Source organism: Burkholderia sp. BCC1996 (assembly GCF_905339955.1).
Classification (GTDB): Bacteria; Pseudomonadota; Gammaproteobacteria; order Burkholderiales; family Burkholderiaceae; genus Burkholderia.
On sequence record NZ_CAJPHM010000018.1, the window covers coordinates 1 to 18,220 of the forward strand.

An 18,220-nucleotide genomic window follows, 5' to 3' on the forward strand; every position below is an offset into this window, starting at 1 on the left:
CGACAAGCTGAGCGCCGCGCTCGGCGCATCGCGCGCGGCAGTCGATGCCGGCTACGTGCCGAACGACTATCAAGTCGGCCAGACCGGCAAGATCGTCGCGCCGCAGCTGTACATCGCGGTCGGCATCTCGGGTGCGATCCAGCATCTGGCCGGCATGAAGGATTCGAAGGTGATCGTCGCGATCAACAAGGATCCGGAGGCGCCGATCTTCAGCGTGGCCGACTACGGCCTCGTCGGCGATCTGTTCGAACGGGTTCCGGAGGTGGTCGATGCCGTCTGATGCCGCGATGCGCGCCGGCGGTGGCCGCGAGGCGCCGGCCCAGTCGTATTTGTTCGTGCCGGGGAGCAAGCCGGAGCGCTTCGACAAGGCGCTCGCAAGCGGCGCCGATGCGATCATCATCGACCTCGAGGATGCCGTCGAGCCGGAGGCGAAAGTGGCGGCGCGCGATGCGATAGCGGCGTGGGTTTCGCCCGAGCATCCGGTGCTCGTGCGGATCAACGCGCGGAACACGCGATGGTTCGAGGCCGATGCCGCGCTCGGCGCGTTGAAGGGTGTGGCCGGTATCGTGCTGCCGAAGGCCGAGCGTGCCGACGACGTGTGCGCTGCCGTTGCGCTCGCGCGCCGGCGTGTGCCGGTCTATCCGTTGATCGAAAGCGCACACGGCATGTGGAACGCGCTCGATGTCGCGAAAGCGCCGTACGTCGAGCGGTTGATGTTCGGCACGCTCGATTTCATCGCGGACATGGGCATGTCGGACGATGGCGTTTCGCTCAATCACTTCCGCTCGCAACTCGCGCTGATCTCGCGGGTGGCCGGGATCGAATCGCCGGTCGACGGCGTGACGCCGGATATCGATGACGGCGAGCGTATCGCGCGCGATGCATTCAACGGCAAGCAGCTGGGATTCGGCGCGAAGCTGTGCATCCATCCGAAGCAGATCGGCTTCGTGCACCGATGCTTTCGACCGAGCGACGACGAAGCGCGCTGGGCGCGGCGCGTGCTCGATGCGATGCGCGATTCGAATGGCGGCGTGGTGACGCTCGACGGGAAGATGGTCGATCGGCCGGTGCTGTTGCGCGCCGAGCGGATCGCCGCGCTGGCTGCAGCCGTCAACGCCGGATCGAACGCCGCCGCCGGCGAATGATCGGCGGCGTGAGTCGGGGTGGCCACGGCTGTCCGCTATCGTCGGATCAATGAACGGGTGCGTGCATGCCTCGGCGGCTTGCATTAGGCGAAGTTGCTTCTGTATTCGGTCGACTGACGGAAGATGGTGGAGATGCAAAAGTTTGGTCGCCGGGAAGATGCTCGTCGACGACAGTGATCGGCGTGGTCTTCATCTGGTCGACTCGCCACGTCGAAAGCGTTTCGATGAACGAGGGCACGACGGCATGGGGTGAGCCGCGATCACGGCGCGACAACGCACTTCGTCATCTGCCTCGTCGCGGTCGAAATAAAATGGACACCCGATCGACGATGCGCGTATGATGGTTTCGTTCGAGCCTCCGTTTGCTGTTCGACCGCTCGCCCTCCACCTGCCACCGTGTTGCGTCGCGCATTGCCTCGCGCGCAACGTTTGTCCCTTTCACCACGACCCGTCGCGCCATGCATCAGGCGATGCTGGCTGCCTACGCTCGTCCTTGCGAGTCGCCGAGAAGCGATCGTCAGGAGTTCATGATGAGCATGCATATCTACCGTGGATTCGAGATCTATCCACTGATTTACCCGCACGTGCCTGCGCTGGATGGCTTGCCGCACAACTACGAGGCCGGCTTCGACGCAGCGGTCAAGATTTGTCTTCGCGGCACCACCGACACGCTGACGCAGAGCCAGACTTTCAGGCTCGTCGGCGACGGCCCGTTCGACACGGCCGGTGACGCACGGCGTGCGTCGCTGCGCTATGCCGAGCGCGTCATTGACGACGATCGCGAAAAGCTGGGCTTCTTTTCGGACGCCCTCTGACACGACTCGCATGGCAACGTGACTTGCCATCAATTTGGAGGGCGAAATGATCGTCGACGAGCTTCTCGATCTGGTCCAGCGGTGCAAGCTCACTCGGAGCGATGCTGTCCTGCCCGCTGGAATGACCCATTCTGCGCGGTGCCATCAACAAGAGCTGCAGATGTTCGCGGCGGTGCGCGCATTTTCGATCGGAGCCGGGTATTCGGAGTTCGAATCCGACGCGATAGCGAGCACCGTCATGACACGACTCGGCTAGTTTTAGTCGAACGTTTTCCAACAGGCATTACATGACAACCATCACACTGAAGATCAACGAACCCATCGATGTCGCGCTGCGGCGCTTCCGGCGCGGTATCGAGAAGACCGGGCTGATTCGCGAGTTGCGCAGTCGCACCAGCTACGAAAAGCCCACGACGGAGCGCAAGCGGAAAAAGGCGAGTGCCGTTGCCCGGCAGCGCTTGCGGGCGAAGCGCATGTTGCCGCCCCGCAAGATGTACTAGAGGAACGGCGGGAGCAGCGTGCCGGCCGAGGGGGACTTACGTCGCCATCCCGATCCCCGGCATGCGGTACGGCGGCCGGACGACGCAGGCAGCATGCCGGCAGGCGCGCAGCGGCAGGAAGAATGATCGGTACGCGCGTCGCGCCGTGCAGCAACCAGGATGAAAATCATGATCAGAAGGCGGCAAGCATGAGCTGGTACTGCGACGCGGAACGCGAGTTGGCCCATATCAGACGATCGGTCGGGCTGCTCGAGCAAGCGCAACACGCCTTCATCAACCGATCGTCCGTGAACGATCCCGCGTACTGGAGAGTCAAGCTCGACAAGCTCCGCACACAATCCGAGCGAAGCAAGGTCCTCGCCCTGCAGGTGGACGAGCTTTTGGTCCGCCTCGAACGCATTCAGGATTCGCGCTGCCGAAAATAGGAAGCTGCTCCTTCGTTCTCGTCTTGTTCCGGGTGCACGCGCATGGCAGGGAGCAGCCCACGGGAGTCGCATTCGAATTTCGGAGCAACACATGATTGACGCTAACCCAGGCAACACGTTTCGACACCTTCCGCTCTCGCCTGAGCAAGATGCGGAAATCCGGCACTATATAAAGAAGAAGGCACAAAAGGGCGAACCATGGGACACCCCCGAGTTGGCCATGATGCTCGCAGACATGCTTTCCCCGCCGCCTGGCGACGACGAGCAGCCAGAGACTACCGTTGAAGAAGTGAAGCTGGCCTGCGAATATGCATTGACTTCGATCGACGAAGCCATGGAACCCGTATCCGCAAGTGAAGAGCGGCTCGCCGCGATGGAAGCCGAGGAAATGAAGCATCCCAGGCGGTAACGCAGCCACGATGCCCGACGCTCGAGCCACAGCTGCGCCACCGCCTTTTTGCCTTCAGCCAAATTGAGCGGCCAGCCATCCCTGCGCCCATTGCGTCGCGTACGCAATCGCATCGTCGCGCGCATCGAAGCCGGCCAACTCTGCTCATGAGCATTGATCACCGTTCGATACCCTATTACCTGATCCTGCGCGGTGGCTGGTCGACCTGTGTGCTGAATGCGGACCGTGTCGTGCTTCGCCGTGAAGCCAGTCCGCTGTTGCGTGCGTTTGCACGAACTCACGGAGAATGGGCAAGTATCGAAGGCGTCGCATGGAACACCTTCTCCGATACTGAAGGCCTTTCAGTGATCGAGCGACGGGAGACGCGATGCTATGCGCTGGTCAAGGGAACGGAAACCGAGCACCAGTTGCGATTGTTGACGACCCTCTGACGTCAAGATGCGGGCGAGTCTCGCACGTTCCGACGAACGGGAAAGCTGAAGTTCGGTGCCGTGTTCGGTATGGTCGTCGCGGTCTCAAGCATGCTCGCCGAGGGTCGGGCAGATTCGCCTATCAACACCCCGTTTCCAGCCGATTCATGGGCATGCCAGCCAGCGGTCTTCGACTCATGGCGCTATCCATGACGACGATGCCCCGTGCCGGACAGCATCGTTGCAGCCCATCGCGATATGCCGACAGCATGGCAGGCGGCGTTCGCGCCGTGCCGAGGGCAGTCCGATTCGGCATGATGGGCGACGAAGTCAGCCTGCGATGCCGCAGGAACGCGAATTGCACGGTGGTGGGCGTAGTCGAATTCGCGGCCGCGGATTCAAGCTGAAGCTGCGTCACTGGAGAAGTCGGTGAGCACCGAGAGAGAGCTTTTTGAACAATGGTGGTTCCGCGACGCGCCGGTGGAATATCGCGCCGACCTGGCCTATCGCGTTCGGGACCAAGGCGGCTATGTCACGGGAACACGCGCGGCGGCCGCCTGGGATGGATGGCAGGGGGCACGTCAGGGCCAGAACTGGATTCCGGCGGATCAGCACTGCCCGACGCGTCAAGATGCGGACTCGGCGTCTAATGTGTTGGCGTGGGATTCACGAGGATTTGCGGTCGTCGCTCGATTCGACGACGTCGCGCTGCTGCAGTCGGCGTACACGCACTGGATTCCCCTGCCGCCCGCGCCGAAGGATTAGCTGCGGCGTCACGACGCGAGGTCGCCGGTTACGGCGCAGCTTGCAGTCGAACCATGTCGGCGGCCCGGCCAAATCGCATGAGCAGCCTCATCGGTTTCCCGGCCGCGGGCCATGCCCCCCGAGCCGATCCGCCGCGCCGCCCTCAGTCGAAATAAGGCTCCAGCACCCGCTCGATCCAGTCCATGAACGCCCGAACGCGCGGCGACAGATTGCGCCGATGGGCCACGACGAGCCACGCGGCCAGCGGCTCCGGGCGCAGATCGGGCAGCACCTCCACCAGCGCGCCGCTTTCGATGTGAGTCGCGACCCCTGAATATCCGGCCTGGATCAAGCCGATGCCGGCCAGCCCGGCAGCGTGATAGGTCTGCACGCTGTTGACCTGCATCGCGCTCGGCAACGGCAGCGACGCATAGCCGGTGCCGTTCGGGTACTCCCATCCCGGATGACGCGCGCCGAGTGTCAGCGTGTAGTGGACCATCCGGTGTCCTTGGCCGAGCAGATCGTCGAGCGTATGCGGTACGCCGTATCGCGCCAGGTAGCCGGGGCTCGCCGCATTGATCATGCGCAGCCGGCCCAGCGGTCGCGCGATCAGCGTCTCGTCCACGATCGGGCCCAGACGGATCACGCAATCGAAGCCTTCCTGGACGAGATCGACACGCCGATCGGTGCTCGACAGCTCCAGTTCCAGCTCCGGATGCGCGGCCATCAGTTGCGGGAGTGCGGGAACCACGACGCTGCGGGCCAGCTCGGTCGGCATGTCGACGCGCAATCTTCCCCGCAGTCGCGAGCCGTTGCCGGAGAACATCGATTGCAATTCCTGGACTTCGGCCAGCAGGTCCCGTGCGCGCGAATAGAACGCGCGTCCGTCCTCGGTCAGCTGCACGCTCCGCGTCGTCCGATGCAACAGCGCAACGCCCACGTCGCGCTCGAGTCGACGGATCACCATCGAGACACGTCCTTTCTGGATGCCCAGGCTTTCGGCCGCCCGCGTGAAGCTCGTCATTTCGGCGACACGGGCAAAGATCAACAGCGCATCGAGGTTTTGCATTGTTCACTCGGCGAGTAACAGAACGTTCAATCGGCCGTCATTTATAACTCAATTGCGACTCAGTAGAGTGTTTTCCGATGTCGTCTCCCGACGACCACCTGAACGAAAGGGCGCAACCATGACACAACACATCGCACCGGTTAAGACGGCCGTCGTCTACCACTCCGGCTATGGGCATACCCAGCGTATGGCAACGGCTGTCGCCGAGGGCGCGGGCGCCGTCCTCGTCGCAATCGACGCCGACGGAAACATCGCACCGGACGCGTGGGACACGCTCGCGGGCGCCGACGCCATCCTGTTCGGCTCGCCGACCTACATGGGCGGCCCCAGCTGGCAGTTCAAGAAGTTCGCCGACGCATCGTCGAAGGCCTGGTTCGACGGCCGGTGGCGCAACAAGATCTTCGGCGGCTTCACCAATAGCGCGAGCGTCAACGGCGACAAGCTCAATACGCTCGAATACTTCGTGCTGCTCGCCGGGCAGCACGGCGGTGTCTGGGTGAGCATGGACATCAAGCCGGCGAACCTGAAGGCGTCGATGCGCGACGACCTGAATCGCATGGGCTCCTATCTCGCGCCGATGGCGCAGACGCCGGCCGACGCGTCGCCCGACGAGATGTCGCCGGGGGATCTCGAGACGGCACGCCGCTATGGCGCACGCGTCGCAACGATCGCCGGACAGTTTCGGGCAGGGCACGCGCGAATCAGCTGACATCCCGGCGTGCGGGGCGCCTGACCGGACGCCACCGCACGCTTTCCAGCCGACCATGAGGAAACGGCCATGAAATACAAGCAACTGGGCCGCACCGGCCTGTATGTCTCCGAGCTGTGTCTCGGCACGATGACGCTGGGCGGCAATGCCGATGCCGGCATGTGGGCGTCGATCGGCGCGGTCGGCCAGGACGACGCGACCCGGCTGGTTTCCCGCGCCCTGGCCGAGGGCATCAACTTCATCGATACCGCCGACATCTACTCGTTCGGTCAGTCGGAACGCCTCGTCGGACAGGCGCTCCGGGACCTCGGCGTGCCGCGCGGCGAGATCGTGCTGGCGACGAAGACGGCGGGCGTGATGGGCCCGAAGCCCAACGATCAGGGGGCGTCGCGCGGCCACATCATGGATTCCGTGCAGCGAAGCCTGGAACGGCTCCAGGTCGACCACATCGACCTCTACCAGATACACGCGAACGACCCCGTCACGCCGATCGAAGAGACGCTGCGGGCGCTCGACGATCTGACGCGGCAGGGGCTGGTTCGCCATGTCGGCGTCTCGAACTGGCGCGCCGGAAAGATCGGCAAGGCGCTCGGGCTCAGCCAGGCGCTCCATGCGACGCGCTTCGAGACGCTGCAGGCCTACTATTCGATCGCCGGACGGGACGTCGAGCACGAACTGGTGCCGCTCGCGATCGACGAGCAGATGAGCCTGCTCGTCTGGTCGCCGCTCGCCGGGGGACTGCTTTCGGGGAAGTTCGGCCCCGGGGCGCCGGCCGAAGCAGGGTCGCGGCGCAGCCATTTCGATTTTCCGCCGGTCGATCTCGAGCGGGCGTGGCCGTGCGTTGCCGCGATGCGCGCCATCGCCGACGCGCGAGGCGTCTCGGTCGCGCGGATCGCGCTCGCGTGGTTGCTCGCCAAGCCGCATGTCACGAGCGTCATCATCGGCGCCAAACGGGTCGAACAGCTCGAAGACAATCTCGGCGCGGCCGAGGTCGCGCTGACCGGGGACGAACTCGCGCATCTTGATGCCGTCAGTGCGGTGCCTGCCGGCTATCCCGGCTGGATGATCGATCGCCAGGCGGCGGGCAGGCGGCCGCAGCCTTTCACGCGCGGCGCGTCGAAACAGGACCGGTGACGCCGCATCGCGCGGCGCGGCGTTCGGCCCGCGCGATGCGGTCGCGGCGGCGGTAACGGCTAGAATTGCGGTTTTAGCCCGGAACACGTCCATGTCTTTTGCCTCGCTTGGCCTGATCGATCCCTTGCTGCGTAATCTGCAGGACCTCAATTACCAGACACCGACGCCGGTGCAGGCCAAGGCGATTCCCGCGGTGCTCGGCGGCAAGGACGTCATGGCCGCGGCGCAGACCGGCACCGGCAAGACGGCGGGTTTCGCGTTGCCGCTGCTGCAGCGGCTGGTGCAACACGGGCCGGCGGTGTCCAGCAACCGTGCGCGTGTCCTGGTGCTGGTGCCCACGCGTGAGCTGGCCGAACAGGTGCTGCAGAGCTTCGTCGCGTATGGCAAGGGCCTCGACCTGCGGTTCCTGGCCGCCTACGGCGGTGTGAGCATCAACCCGCAGATGATGAAGCTGCGCAAGGGCGTGGATGTGCTCGTTGCCACGCCGGGCCGTCTGCTGGACCTCAACCGGCAGAACGCGGTGCAGTTCGATCAGGTGCAGGCGCTGGTGCTGGACGAAGCCGACCGGATGCTCGATCTGGGTTTTGCGCGCGAACTCAACGCCGTCTTTGCTGCGTTGCCCGCCCGGCGCCAGACGCTGCTGTTCTCCGCCACGTTTACCGACGATATTCGCGCGATGGCGGCGACCATTCTGCACAGCCCGGTCGATATCAGCGTCAGCCCGCCCAACGTCACGGCCAGCAAGATCAAGCAGTGGGTGGTGCCGGTGGACAAGCGCAACAAGCCCGACCTCTTCATGCACCTGGTGGCCGAGAACAACTGGGACCACGCGCTGGTGTTCGTCAAGACCCGCAACGGCGTGGACTACCTGGCGGCGATGCTCGATGAAGCGGGCTATGCGGTCGACACCATCCACGGCGACAAGCCGCAGCCCGCGCGCCTGCGTGCGCTGGAGCGCTTCAAGACGCGCGAAGTGCAGATGCTGGTCGCGACCGATGTGGCGGCGCGCGGGCTGGATATCGACGACCTGCCGCTGGTGATCAACGTGGATCTGCCGATCGTCGCGCAAGACTATGTGCACCGTATCGGCCGTACCGGCCGCGCGGGCGCCAGCGGCGTGGCGGTGTCGCTGGTGTGCGCCGATGAAGCGCCGCAGCTGGCCGCGATCGAAGCGCTGATCCGGCAGACGCTGCGCCGTGAAGAGGAGCCGGGTTTCGAAGCCGAACACCGCGTGCCGGAAACCAGCGCGACGGGGCAGATCATCAAGAAGCCCAAAAAGCCGAAGAAGCCCAAGGTGCCGCAAGGTGGGGCGGGTGCCATGCCGGCGGCCGGCAAGAAGCCGAAGCCGCAAGGTGGGGACGGCAAGCGCAAGGCCGAGGGGCAGCGTGCCGGCGCCGCGGGTAAGGCGGCAAGCGTGTTGAGCGGCAGTCCGTTCAGCGTGCAAAAGCCTCGCGGCAAACCCGCCGGCAAGGCGGCTGCGGGTTCACGCAAGCCGGCCGGGAAACCCGCCGGTGGTCGCGGCAAACGTCAACCCTGATCGACGGGGATGACGCGTGCCGGCCGCCGCCGCTCGGCCGGATCTTCCCGGTCTTCGTCACGCGTTCTGCAATCGTCGACGTTCAAGGCGGTTGCGCAACAGGCCCGCGATCAACGCGCCGATGATCAGGCACACGTAGAGGGTGACGAGATAGTGACGCCACGCGTCAAGGGCGAGCTGGTGTGAAACCAGTTTCGGATCGGGGGGCAGATACAGCGAGCCCTTCGCCTCGACGACGCGCATCATATGAACAAAGCCGCCTGCGGAGAGCAACGGCAACAGGGCGACGAATGCCAGCAGCGCGGGTTTGACGCGGCACGCCCACGGCTGGTGGCGCAACCGGAACCACAGTCCGAGACATCCGTGTATCCAGCCGGGCGCGAGCAGGGCCAGTTGCAGGCCCTGCGTGCCGCTGGTGAGCAGCACGGTGACGACGCGCTCGTAGTCCGGCTCGAAGCCGTAGAGCGAGGACGCGAGCCGGGTTGTCACCGCGTGGCGGATCAGCAGCAGCGGCAGGCTGAGGCCTGCCCAGAGTCGGAGCCATTCGGCGGGCGGCAGGGTCCAGTGGCGGCGCCCGTATATCGTGTGCAACGCCAGCGCAAAATGAAGCGACGCCGCACCGTACAGCACGAACGTCCCCGGTGCGCTGCGCCAGAGCCGCAACGCCAGCACGAGACCGCGTCCGGCGAGTTCGAGTGACCAGATTCCGAGTGCGTGATTGATCAGGTGCAGAAAGAGATAGGTCAGCAGCACCACGCCCGATCCGAGCTGGAAACCACGCAGCACGGATTGCATCCGGACTTTCGATTCACGGTGCGGTGCGCGCACCGCGGGCGATTCCTGTTTGGTATCCGTTGCATGGGCCGTGTCGATGATGTCCATAGGGGTCACCCGGTTCGTGTTTCCTGCAATACCGTGAGCACACGACGGTTATTCCCGGATTCGACGGGGACTGCCGGGAGAAGGCAATCCGAGGGGCGACCGCGCTCGACGCGCACGAGCACGTTGCAGCGGCGTTTGGTGAACGCTCAAACCGACGCATGAGCGGCGCTTTGCGAATGAGGCTCGACTTCATCAGCCGCCATCGACGACGAATCTCGATCCGGCGGGATTTCTCGGCCTTGATCGAAAGTTATTTGCAAGGCATGGTTTTGATTTCGGGTAATCAGGGTATTTTTGATTTTTGACGTCCGCGATTTTTACCTCCTGCCAGTCGTCAAAAATATTCTTTCGGCCGATCGCGCGATCTGCTTCGATTTATTGCGGAACCATACCCTAAAAAATTCGGACCATCCGATTTTGGTCATGTCGATCCGGTCGGTGTCTCCGCCGTCACTGCCGGTTTGACGCTCAGCCCCGCCAGACGGCGTAATGCGAAGGAAGAGACGGGAGATCTCTCGGCAAACTGCGCAGATTTTCAGGCACTGATCGGCGCGTCAACGCCCGATGCCGTTGGCGTTTCGTCTGAGAAAATCAATGCTCGACAATATCCGGAATGACCGAGAATTTACCCATTCAACATATGAAAGTTTCGCAATATGCACTGCGAACTGCGACCCCTTTACTATTTACCGCTCAAATGTAAAAAGACGTGACCCGTCAATCAGTGCCTGAATCCAGGTCAGAACAATTCCGCATACTCCGTATCAGCAGAAATTGCGCCCGGTCCGACCCTTCTCTCGGCGCATTCAGCGCTCGTTACGTCCTTTGCATTTCGTAACAACTCGGGTTGATTCGTCAGGGCTCGCTGTTTTAAATTTTGCCCGTCGCCCAGCAGCATCCGGCAGTCGGGCGACCTTTCAATCTGCAAGTCACGCATGCCGGATATCCGGATGGCCAGCCATCCGACACTACAAGTCTGCACGCCGTGCGGGCTTGATCAAGTGGTCGAACTCGCGATGGGTGTCGGTTCGACTGCATTCAGCCCGTTGCGACCAGACGCACCGGAATGGGCTCACCACGTTGTTCATGTCATGCCGAACTGGAGCCAGCTTGATAGCGGAATCCATGATCGAATTTTGATGTTTGCGTCGCAATCCTAAATGTGTATCGACGGAATTCGCCCAGATTCACGACGGTACAACTTAACTTTGCGCACCGCGCCGATAAAGGACAGAAAATGGAATTCGTACGAATGGGAATCGTCTATGTTCATCTCATTGCCTGCTGTGTCGCGATTGGTCTCGTGCTGACCAGCGACATTGCGATGGTCAGGCAACTGCTGGATACCGACGCGCCAACCGATCCTGCCCAGGTTCATCTGGCCAGCCTGCAGCGCACCGTCACGTTGGCGCTGACGATTCTCTGGATCACCGGCATCGCGATCATTGCGTTCGACATGCGGACCCAGGGTCTCCGGTATCTCGGCAATCCCAAGCTGCAGGCCAAGATCGGCATCGTCGCGTTGCTGACCTTCAACGGTATCGCGCTGCACTCCGCGGTCCTGCCGGCATTGCGGAAAGCGGGATCCTTGCTGAAGCTTTCGTTCGAACGGCGCATGGTTGCCATTTTCGCGGGCGTGATTTCCGCCGTCTCGTGGTTCTATGCGGCAATGCTTGGCGTCGGGCGCCCGTTGAGCTGGAAGTATTCCCTGGTCCAGATCCTGGCCGCTTACCCGGCACTGATCGCCGGTGGCATCGCGACCATGTTGTTCATCACGGCAGTGGCGAAATCCAGGACGTCCGTGGAACGACGCAATACCGAAAAGGTGGCGGCCTACTGATCGCCGCCCTCCGGGGGGATGCGCGCTGCTCGCGGCAGTGCGCATCCTCTCGTCACACATGTCTGCGTGCTGGCCAGCGTCCAATTCCAAACGTTCGGCTGCATGCGGGCACGCGCCAGGCGCGCGTTGTCCCCATCCCCCTCCTCGAGCCGAGCCGGATCGTACGTGATCCGAAGCGTTCGTCGCCGGAAGAACGAACCGGCGACGCGATCAATGAAAGAAGAGCGCCCGCATGCCGAACGTGTGATGCGCTTCGGCCGCCATCAGCACCATGAGCACCAGCAGGCACAGCGGCGGTATCAGGATCGCGTACACCAGCGCCAGCCGCTCCCACATCATGTGCATGAAGATCGACACGATCAGTCCGGCCTTGGCGATCATGAGCACGACGATCAGCACCCAGCGCACCACGCCTTGCACCTTGAGGTAGTCGACCAGGTACGACAACGTGCTCAGGACGAACAGCAGGCCCCAGATTTTCAGGTAGATGCCGATCGGGTGCTGCTGGCCGTGCGCGGCGTCGGGTCGATCGGCGGGATCGGTGTGGTCCATGGCCTGCCTCACCACAAATAGAACAGCGCGAAGATGAACACCCACACCAGGTCGACGAAGTGCCAGTACAGGCCGGCGATCTCGACGATCTGGAAGTTGCCGTGCTCGGTGAACCCCGGCTGCAGGATCTTGCGTGCGATCAGCAGCAGGTAGATCACGCCGCAGGTCACGTGAAAACCGTGGAACCCCGTGATCATGAAGAAGCATGCGCCGAACTGCGTGGCGCCCAGCGGGTTGCCCCACGGGCGGATGCCTTCATGGACGATCAGCTTGGTCCATTCGAAGGCCTGCATCGACACGAAGGTCACGCCGAGCAGCGCGGTCGCCAGCAACAACGCGGCGGCGCGCCGGGCATTGCGCCGATAGCCGAAATTCACGGCCATCGCCATGGTGCCGCTGCTGGTGATCAGCGTGAACGTCATGATCGCGATCAGCAGCAAGGGCACCTCGACGCCGGCCACGGTGAGCCCGAACACCTTGGACGGGTCGGGCCACGGCGCCGTGGTCGACATGCGCACCGACATGTAGCCGATCAGGAAGCTGCTGAACACGAAGGTGTCCGACAGCAGGAAGATCCACATCATCGCCTTGCCCCACGGCACCTTGAAGGCTTCGCGGTCGGCCGACCAGTCCGTGACGATGCCGCGCCAGCCGTCGGGCCCGGCGTCGGCGGGCGGGGTGGTGGCGGATTCGGGCGGGAGCGGGGGCGAGGTCATGGCGCGGCTCCATACAGCGGTCCGCAGATGGCGGCGACAACCGCGGGGGTGAGCCACCACATTGCCGCCAGCAGCACGAGCCAGACCGCCAGCAGGAAATGCCAGTAGAGCGCGCACAGCGAAATGGCGCGCTGAGCGCGGAACGGATCCGCACGCCGGCGCTGCGCGATCGTCACGGCCCAGGCCGCCAGCCCGCCCAGCACGTGCAGTCCGTGCAGGCCGGTGAGCAGGTAGAGGAAGCTGTTGGAAGGATTGGCGACGACGGTTTGCCCGGCCGCCGACAGCATGCGCCAGGCGATCAGTTGCCCGATCACGAACACGGCGGCCAGCACGCCGCCGGCCACCAGCCACGCCACGCGATGCCCGGTCAGCTGCCGGGCACGCTGCATGGCGACGCTGGCCAGCGCGAGCGCGCCGGTGTTCCACCACAGCAACGCCGGATGCGGGATCGGCTGCCAGTCGGGCTCGCGCATGCGCATGCCGTAGGCGAGCAGCAGCAATGAAAACAAGGCCGTCGCCACGGCCATGAACACGATCAGGCCGACGCGGCTCGCATTCGGCAGGACGGGCGGCGGCGTGTCGGGAACGAAGGGGCGCGGCAACGTGGTCATTTGCGTGCCTCGCCGGGTTGAACCGTCGGGCGGGCCGGTTCCGGCTCCGGCGCGGTTGCAGGCGGCTGGTTTTGCGGGACGAAGTCTTCCGCTTGTCCCGGCGGGCTGTATTCGTACGCCCAACGGTAGACGACCGGCAGCGCGGCGCCCCAGTTGCCGTGCACCGGCGGCGTTTGCGGCGTCTGCCATTCGAGCGTGGTGGCCCGCCACGGGTTGCCGTCGGCACGCTTGCCGCGCACGAGGCTCCACGCCAGGTTGTACAGGAACAGCAACTGTCCGACCCCCACGATCAGCGCGGCGACGGTGATGAACGTGTTGAGCGTCTGCGCCGAATGCGGAATGAAGCTGTAGCCCTCGTACGCGTAATACCGCCGCGGCATGCCGAGGATGCCGAGATAGTGCATCGGGAAGTAGATCGCGTACGTGCCGAGGAAGGTGATCCAGAAGTGCGCGCGCCCGAGCCTGTCGTCGAGCATGCGGCCCGTCACCTTCGGATACCAGTGGTAGAGGCCGCCGAACACCACCAGGATCGGCGACACGGCCATCACCATATGAAAGTGCGCGACCACGAAGTACGTGTTCGACAGCGGAATGTCCACGCTCACGTTGCCGAGGTAGAGCCCGGTCAGCCCGCCCAGCACGAAGGTGCTGATGAAGCCGATGGCAAACAGCATCGGCACGGTCAGGTGGATATCGCCGCGCCACAGCGTCAGCACCCAGTTGTAGACCTTGAGGGCGGTCGGGATGGCGATGATGAGCGTGGTGGTGGCAAAGAAGAAACCGAAGTACGGATCCATGCCGGCGACGAACATGTGGTGCGCCCAGACCACGAAGCTCAGTGCGCCGATGACGACGATGGCCCACACCATCATCCGGTAGCCGAAGATGCTCTTGCGCGCGTGGGTGCTGATGAGGTCCGACGCGATGCCGAAGGCCGGCAGTGCGACGATGTAGACCTCCGGATGCCCGAAGAACCAGAACAGGTGCTGGAACAGCAGCGGGCTGCCGCCGGCGTGCTTGAGCGACTGCCCCATCGACACCACGGCCGGTATGAAGAAACTGGTGCCGAGCGTCCGGTCGAGCAGCATCATCACGGCCGACACGAACAGCGCCGGAAACGCCAGCAGCGCCATGATGGTCGCGATGAAGATCCCCCACACCGTGAGCGGCATGCGCATCAGCGTCATGCCGCGCGTGCGCGCCTGCAGTGTGGTGGTGACGTAGTTCAGGCCGCCCATGGTTGCCGCGACGATGAAGATCGCCAGCGACACGAGCATCAGCACGATGCCCCATTCGACGCCCGGCGTGCCGGGCAGGATGGCCTGGGGCGGATACAGCGTCCAGCCCGCGCCGGTCGGCCCGCCCGGCACGAAGAAGCTCGCCACCAGCACCAGCACGGCCAGCAGGTAGACCCAGTAGCTCAGCATGTTGAGGAACGGGAACACCATGTCGCGCGCGCCCAGCATCAGCGGGATCAGGTAGTTGCCGAAGCCGCCCAGGAACAGCGCGGTCAGCAGGTAGATCACCATGATCATCCCGTGCATGGTGACGAACTGGTAATAGTGGTTGGCGTCGATGAAGCTGAACTTGCCGGGAAAGCCGAGCTGCAACCGCATCAGGTCCGACAGGACAAGGCCGACCAGGCCGATGGCGATGGCCGTCAGCGCATACTGCACGGCGATGACCTTGTGGTCCTGGCTCCAGACGTAGCGGGTCCAGAAGCTTTTCGGGGTGTGGTCGAGGTGCGCGTAGGGCATTGCGTCTGCTCCGCTAGGGCTGGCGGTTGGCCGTGCTGCCGGCAGCCGGGCCGCCTTGCGATTCGATGTAGGTCACCAGCGCGGTCAGCTCCTGATCGCTCAGGTCGAAATGCGGCATGATGGGCGAATAGCCCTTCACGACGCGGGCCGCCGGATCGCGGATGAAGGCGCGCAGATAGGCGTCGTCCACCTTCGCGGTGCTGCCGTCGGCCATCGTTTCGGTCTTGCCGTACAGGCCCTTCCAGGTCGGACCCACGCGCGGGCTGCCGTCCACGGTATGGCAGGCGAGACAGCCCTTGGCCGCGGCGAGCGCCTTGCCCTGGTCGGCAAGCGCCTGGGCACTGCCGCCTGGCGTTGCCGCCGCGGCCTGCACCTTGGCCTGCTGCCGCTGCGCGAAGGTGGTCTGCTGCGCGAGCCAGCGCGAGAACGAGGCTTCGTCTTCCACGACCACCACGCCGCGCATGCTGGCGTGCCCGATCCCGCAGAGCTGCGCGCACAGGATGTCGTAACGGCCTGCCCTGGTCGGCGTGAACCAGAAGGTCGTCACCATGCCGGGCACCATGTTCATGCGCGCACGAAACGGCGGGACATAGAAGTCGTGCAGCACGTCTAGCGACCGTGTCAGGACCTGGATCGGCCGGTTCAGCGGCAGATGGACCTCGGGCGTCTCGATCAGGTAGTTGTCGCGGCCGTTGGGGTCGGCGGGGTTCAGGCCGAACGGATTGTCGCTGCCGATATAGCGCACATCCGTCGTGCCCAGCTTGCCGCCGGGGCCGGCGAAGCGGAAGCGCCATTGCCATTGCCGGCCGAGCACCTCCATCTGCAGCACGTTGCGCGGCGGCCGGATGTAGTCCGCATAGACGAACAGACCGGGTGCCAGCAGCGCCGCCACGCCGACGGCGGTCAGGCCGATCAGCCACCATTCGAGCCGCCTGTTGTGCGGCTCGTAGGCCGCGCGATGCCCGCCGCGGTGGCGGTAGCGCATCAGCGCGATCGCGATGAACAGGTTGATGGCGATGAAGAACGCGCCGGTGATGACGAGCGTGATCGTCAGCATGTCGTCCATGCGCACCCAGTTCGACGCGATCGGCGTGATCCACCAGGGACTGGCAAAGTGAAACCCCACCGCCAACGCGATGATCACGATCAGGGCAATCGCAAGCACCATGGGCCGCCTCGCCGCGCGTCACTCGCCGGAGCCCCCAACCGGCGCTCCGGGCATCGTCGTGCCGCCTTGCCGAATTTCGTACGATTGTTTGCCGGCAATCCACCAGGACCGATTCGCCAGGCGGCGTCGGCGGCTCTAAAGAAAAAGGTAGTCTGCTGCCTTGCATCGTGCAAGGCAGCGCAAGAGGAAGGAGGGAAGCACCCCATACCCGCGTCGCACCACGGACGGCGTCACCTGCCGCGACAACATGCAAAACGGCCGCCTCCGGCATGGCTTGTCGAGGCAGCCGTCCCGCGCGGCGCGAAGCAACGGTACGTTAGTGCATCGCGTTCTGCTTGCGCCGTTCGAGCATGCCGTAGACGACGGCGGTGACCACGCCGAACAGCAGGTTGGCCAGCAACGGTCCGGATCCCCGCTCCGAGATGAACCACGGGAACACGGCAGTCATCACGTAGAAGTTCCATACGTACGCGACGATCCCGAAAGCCAGCCCGATGACGGCCTCCATGCCGACGCTCGAATCGAAGCGGAACGGCGCCATGATCGCGGCGAGGATCATCCCCATGATGGCGCCGAGCACGTAGTGCAACAGCAGTGCCATTCCCACGATGCTGAAGCTGAACACCGACATCTGTTCGAGCGCGCCACGGCCCATCACCATCGCCGCGATCTTGTGGGTCGGCTGCCACGGACTTTCATCGAGCACCATGGTCGACCAGAAGAATTCGAGCACGATCACCAGGGCGCCCCCGGCAAGCCCGGCCACGGCCGCGGCGAGCCAGTCCGGCATGCGCCGTTGCCAATGGTGCGATTGAATGTGCAGTTCCATACGACCTCCTTGCTGACGGTTCGCGCGTCGAAAATACGTCGGCTATTCGATTCAGAATGGCAGATATGGGGGGCAACGCAAGGTGCAAAAACCCTGCGCGTCGCATGGCAGTACGGTGTTCTGTTCAGGATCGGCGTGCGGCGGGCGTCGGCGGTGCGACACGGGAACGGAGGCCGTGACGTTGCGCGGTCACGGGCATCTCACCGGATGCAACGCCAAAAGGGCAGGGGCCGTCACGGAATCGTCCTCGTGCCGGCGTGTCGGGGTAAATTAAGTACACCGACAAATCTTATGAATGGAAGAATGCCGATTTCACCCTTGCTGCTGCCGACCCGCTTGATGCGGGTGCGGCCCCACGCGCCGTGCATGCCGGTTTCCGCGTGTCAGGGAAAAACCGGTGACGTAGGCTCGCCACCCTCCAGATCCGCCTTCGGAAAATGCTGGGCGATCATCTGCTCGATTTCCTGCTCTCGCAATGCCGGCACGTCGGCCATGATCAGAATCTGGCCTTCCTTGATCGCCTCCCGAAATCGCTCGAGTCGCGCGTTCGGCTCGGCGATGCCGATCATCCCGGCCGTCCACGCCCCGAAGCCCGCACCCGCCACCGTCAATGCGACGACGGCGCCGCCCGCGATCACGAGCTCGGCAGGCGGGTAGACGAGCGCGACGAGGCCGATGAGCGCGCCCGTTGCGCCGCCGAGCGCGACGCCGCGCTCGAGCGCGTGCACGACATCGCTACTTTGCAGCAAGGACGCTTCGGGCAACTCTTCGAGCGTGACACTGTGATCCGCGAGGACATGGATATGGCGCCAGATGATACGAGCGCGCAGCAAGTCATCCACGATCGCCTTGGCCATCTGCGTGTCGGGTACGAGGAAATAGAGGCGCCTCATGTCGGCCCCCTTTTTTCAGTCAGGAATAGCTTCTATTTTATGTCAGCATCGGCGGCGCGCTACGTGCGCGTATGT

At 64.1% G+C, this 18,220-nt stretch carries 23 protein-coding genes; 13 read left to right on the plus strand and 10 right to left on the minus strand.

Annotation, left to right across the window (positions count from 1 at the left end):
- From U4Z64_RS24500 to U4Z64_RS24540, 9 genes are all read left to right on the plus strand, one after another.
- Window positions 1–280, plus strand: a 280-nt coding sequence (locus U4Z64_RS24500) for an FAD-binding protein (RefSeq protein ID WP_321821334.1), incomplete at its 5' end; no start/stop codon positions are given.
- Window positions 270–1,145, plus strand: a complete 876-nt coding sequence (locus U4Z64_RS24505) for a CoA ester lyase (RefSeq protein ID WP_321821335.1) — start codon at window positions 270–272, stop codon at window positions 1,143–1,145. The genes U4Z64_RS24500 and U4Z64_RS24505, both read left to right, overlap by 11 nt.
- Window positions 1,146–1,675: 530 nt before the next feature.
- Entirely contained in the window at window positions 1,676–1,960 is a 285-nt protein-coding gene (locus U4Z64_RS24510; protein WP_124646199.1) for a hypothetical protein, read from the plus strand.
- Window positions 1,961–2,006: 46 nt separating this feature from the next.
- Window positions 2,007–2,216: a hypothetical protein gene (locus U4Z64_RS24515; RefSeq protein ID WP_044846941.1), complete on the plus strand. Its 210-nt coding sequence runs from the start codon at window positions 2,007–2,009 to the stop codon at window positions 2,214–2,216.
- A 31-nt stretch (window positions 2,217–2,247) separates the two neighbouring features.
- On the plus strand, window positions 2,248–2,460 hold the full coding sequence (gene rpsU / locus U4Z64_RS24520; RefSeq protein ID WP_124487370.1) for a 30S ribosomal protein S21: 213 nt from the start codon (window positions 2,248–2,250) through the stop codon (window positions 2,458–2,460).
- 122 nt (window positions 2,461–2,582) lie between these two features.
- Window positions 2,583–2,885, plus strand: a complete 303-nt coding sequence (locus U4Z64_RS24525; protein WP_321821336.1) for a hypothetical protein — start codon at window positions 2,583–2,585, stop codon at window positions 2,883–2,885.
- A 91-nt stretch (window positions 2,886–2,976) separates the two neighbouring features.
- A complete protein-coding gene (locus tag U4Z64_RS24530) occupies window positions 2,977–3,294 on the plus strand; it encodes a hypothetical protein (protein WP_044846938.1) in 318 nt (105 codons plus the stop codon).
- A 146-nt stretch (window positions 3,295–3,440) separates the two neighbouring features.
- A complete protein-coding gene (locus tag U4Z64_RS24535) occupies window positions 3,441–3,725 on the plus strand; it encodes a hypothetical protein (protein ID WP_257774195.1) in 285 nt (94 codons plus the stop codon).
- A gap of 408 nt (window positions 3,726–4,133) precedes the next feature.
- The gene (locus U4Z64_RS24540; RefSeq protein ID WP_082088641.1) at window positions 4,134–4,469 is read left to right on the plus strand and encodes a hypothetical protein; all 336 of its coding nucleotides are present in this window, start codon (window positions 4,134–4,136) and stop codon (window positions 4,467–4,469) included.
- Window positions 4,470–4,611: 142 nt separating this feature from the next.
- On the opposite strand, the gene U4Z64_RS24545 is transcribed toward U4Z64_RS24540, so the two are convergent.
- The gene (locus U4Z64_RS24545) at window positions 4,612–5,517 is read right to left on the minus strand and encodes a LysR family transcriptional regulator (protein WP_321821337.1); all 906 of its coding nucleotides are present in this window, start codon (window positions 5,515–5,517) and stop codon (window positions 4,612–4,614) included.
- 118 nt (window positions 5,518–5,635) lie between these two features.
- On the opposite strand from U4Z64_RS24545, the gene U4Z64_RS24550 reads away from it, so the two are divergent.
- From U4Z64_RS24550 to U4Z64_RS24560, 3 genes are all read left to right on the plus strand, one after another.
- Entirely contained in the window at window positions 5,636–6,226 is a 591-nt protein-coding gene (locus U4Z64_RS24550; RefSeq protein ID WP_044846935.1) for a flavodoxin family protein, read from the plus strand.
- Between the two features lie 69 nt (window positions 6,227–6,295).
- Window positions 6,296–7,360, plus strand: a complete 1,065-nt coding sequence (locus U4Z64_RS24555) for an aldo/keto reductase (RefSeq protein WP_321821338.1) — start codon at window positions 6,296–6,298, stop codon at window positions 7,358–7,360.
- 91 nt (window positions 7,361–7,451) lie between these two features.
- Window positions 7,452–8,897: a DEAD/DEAH box helicase gene (locus U4Z64_RS24560; RefSeq protein ID WP_185640857.1), complete on the plus strand. Its 1,446-nt coding sequence runs from the start codon at window positions 7,452–7,454 to the stop codon at window positions 8,895–8,897.
- Window positions 8,898–8,954: 57 nt separating this feature from the next.
- Here U4Z64_RS24560 and U4Z64_RS24565 read toward each other — a convergent pair whose 3' ends face one another.
- Both U4Z64_RS24565 and U4Z64_RS24570 read right to left on the minus strand, forming a co-directional pair.
- Window positions 8,955–9,692: a hypothetical protein gene (locus U4Z64_RS24565; protein WP_044846989.1), complete on the minus strand. Its 738-nt coding sequence runs from the start codon at window positions 9,690–9,692 to the stop codon at window positions 8,955–8,957.
- Window positions 9,693–10,518: 826 nt separating this feature from the next.
- Entirely contained in the window at window positions 10,519–10,716 is a 198-nt protein-coding gene (locus U4Z64_RS24570) for a hypothetical protein (RefSeq protein WP_257774202.1), read from the minus strand.
- A gap of 300 nt (window positions 10,717–11,016) precedes the next feature.
- On the opposite strand from U4Z64_RS24570, the gene U4Z64_RS24575 reads away from it, so the two are divergent.
- Entirely contained in the window at window positions 11,017–11,619 is a 603-nt protein-coding gene (locus tag U4Z64_RS24575; RefSeq protein ID WP_124487363.1) for a hypothetical protein, read from the plus strand.
- A gap of 210 nt (window positions 11,620–11,829) precedes the next feature.
- Here U4Z64_RS24575 and U4Z64_RS24580 read toward each other — a convergent pair whose 3' ends face one another.
- The 7 genes from U4Z64_RS24580 to U4Z64_RS24610 form a co-directional block, all read right to left on the minus strand.
- Window positions 11,830–12,171 carry a cytochrome C oxidase subunit IV family protein gene (locus tag U4Z64_RS24580; RefSeq protein ID WP_321821339.1) on the minus strand — a complete coding sequence of 114 codons (342 nt, stop codon included), beginning with the start codon at window positions 12,169–12,171 and terminating at the stop codon, window positions 11,830–11,832.
- 8 nt (window positions 12,172–12,179) lie between these two features.
- Window positions 12,180–12,887 carry a heme-copper oxidase subunit III family protein gene (locus U4Z64_RS24585; RefSeq protein ID WP_044846930.1) on the minus strand — a complete coding sequence of 236 codons (708 nt, stop codon included), beginning with the start codon at window positions 12,885–12,887 and terminating at the stop codon, window positions 12,180–12,182.
- Window positions 12,884–13,498, minus strand: coding sequence for a cytochrome c oxidase subunit 3 (locus tag U4Z64_RS24590; protein ID WP_124646118.1), 615 nt, complete (start codon window positions 13,496–13,498; stop codon window positions 12,884–12,886). The genes U4Z64_RS24585 and U4Z64_RS24590 overlap by 4 nt, the downstream gene beginning before the upstream one ends.
- Window positions 13,495–15,255, minus strand: coding sequence for a cytochrome c oxidase subunit I (gene ctaD / locus U4Z64_RS24595; RefSeq protein WP_321812662.1), 1,761 nt, complete (start codon window positions 15,253–15,255; stop codon window positions 13,495–13,497). Before ctaD ends, U4Z64_RS24590 begins: the two co-directional genes overlap by 4 nt.
- 13 nt (window positions 15,256–15,268) lie before the next feature.
- Window positions 15,269–16,423: a c-type cytochrome gene (locus U4Z64_RS24600; RefSeq protein WP_321821340.1), complete on the minus strand. Its 1,155-nt coding sequence runs from the start codon at window positions 16,421–16,423 to the stop codon at window positions 15,269–15,271.
- A 316-nt stretch (window positions 16,424–16,739) separates the two neighbouring features.
- On the minus strand, window positions 16,740–17,252 hold the full coding sequence (locus U4Z64_RS24605; RefSeq protein ID WP_044846926.1) for a hypothetical protein: 513 nt from the start codon (window positions 17,250–17,252) through the stop codon (window positions 16,740–16,742).
- Window positions 17,253–17,635: 383 nt separating this feature from the next.
- Window positions 17,636–18,145, minus strand: coding sequence for a hypothetical protein (locus U4Z64_RS24610; RefSeq protein WP_044846925.1), 510 nt, complete (start codon window positions 18,143–18,145; stop codon window positions 17,636–17,638).
- Between the last annotated feature and the right edge of the window lie 75 nt (window positions 18,146–18,220).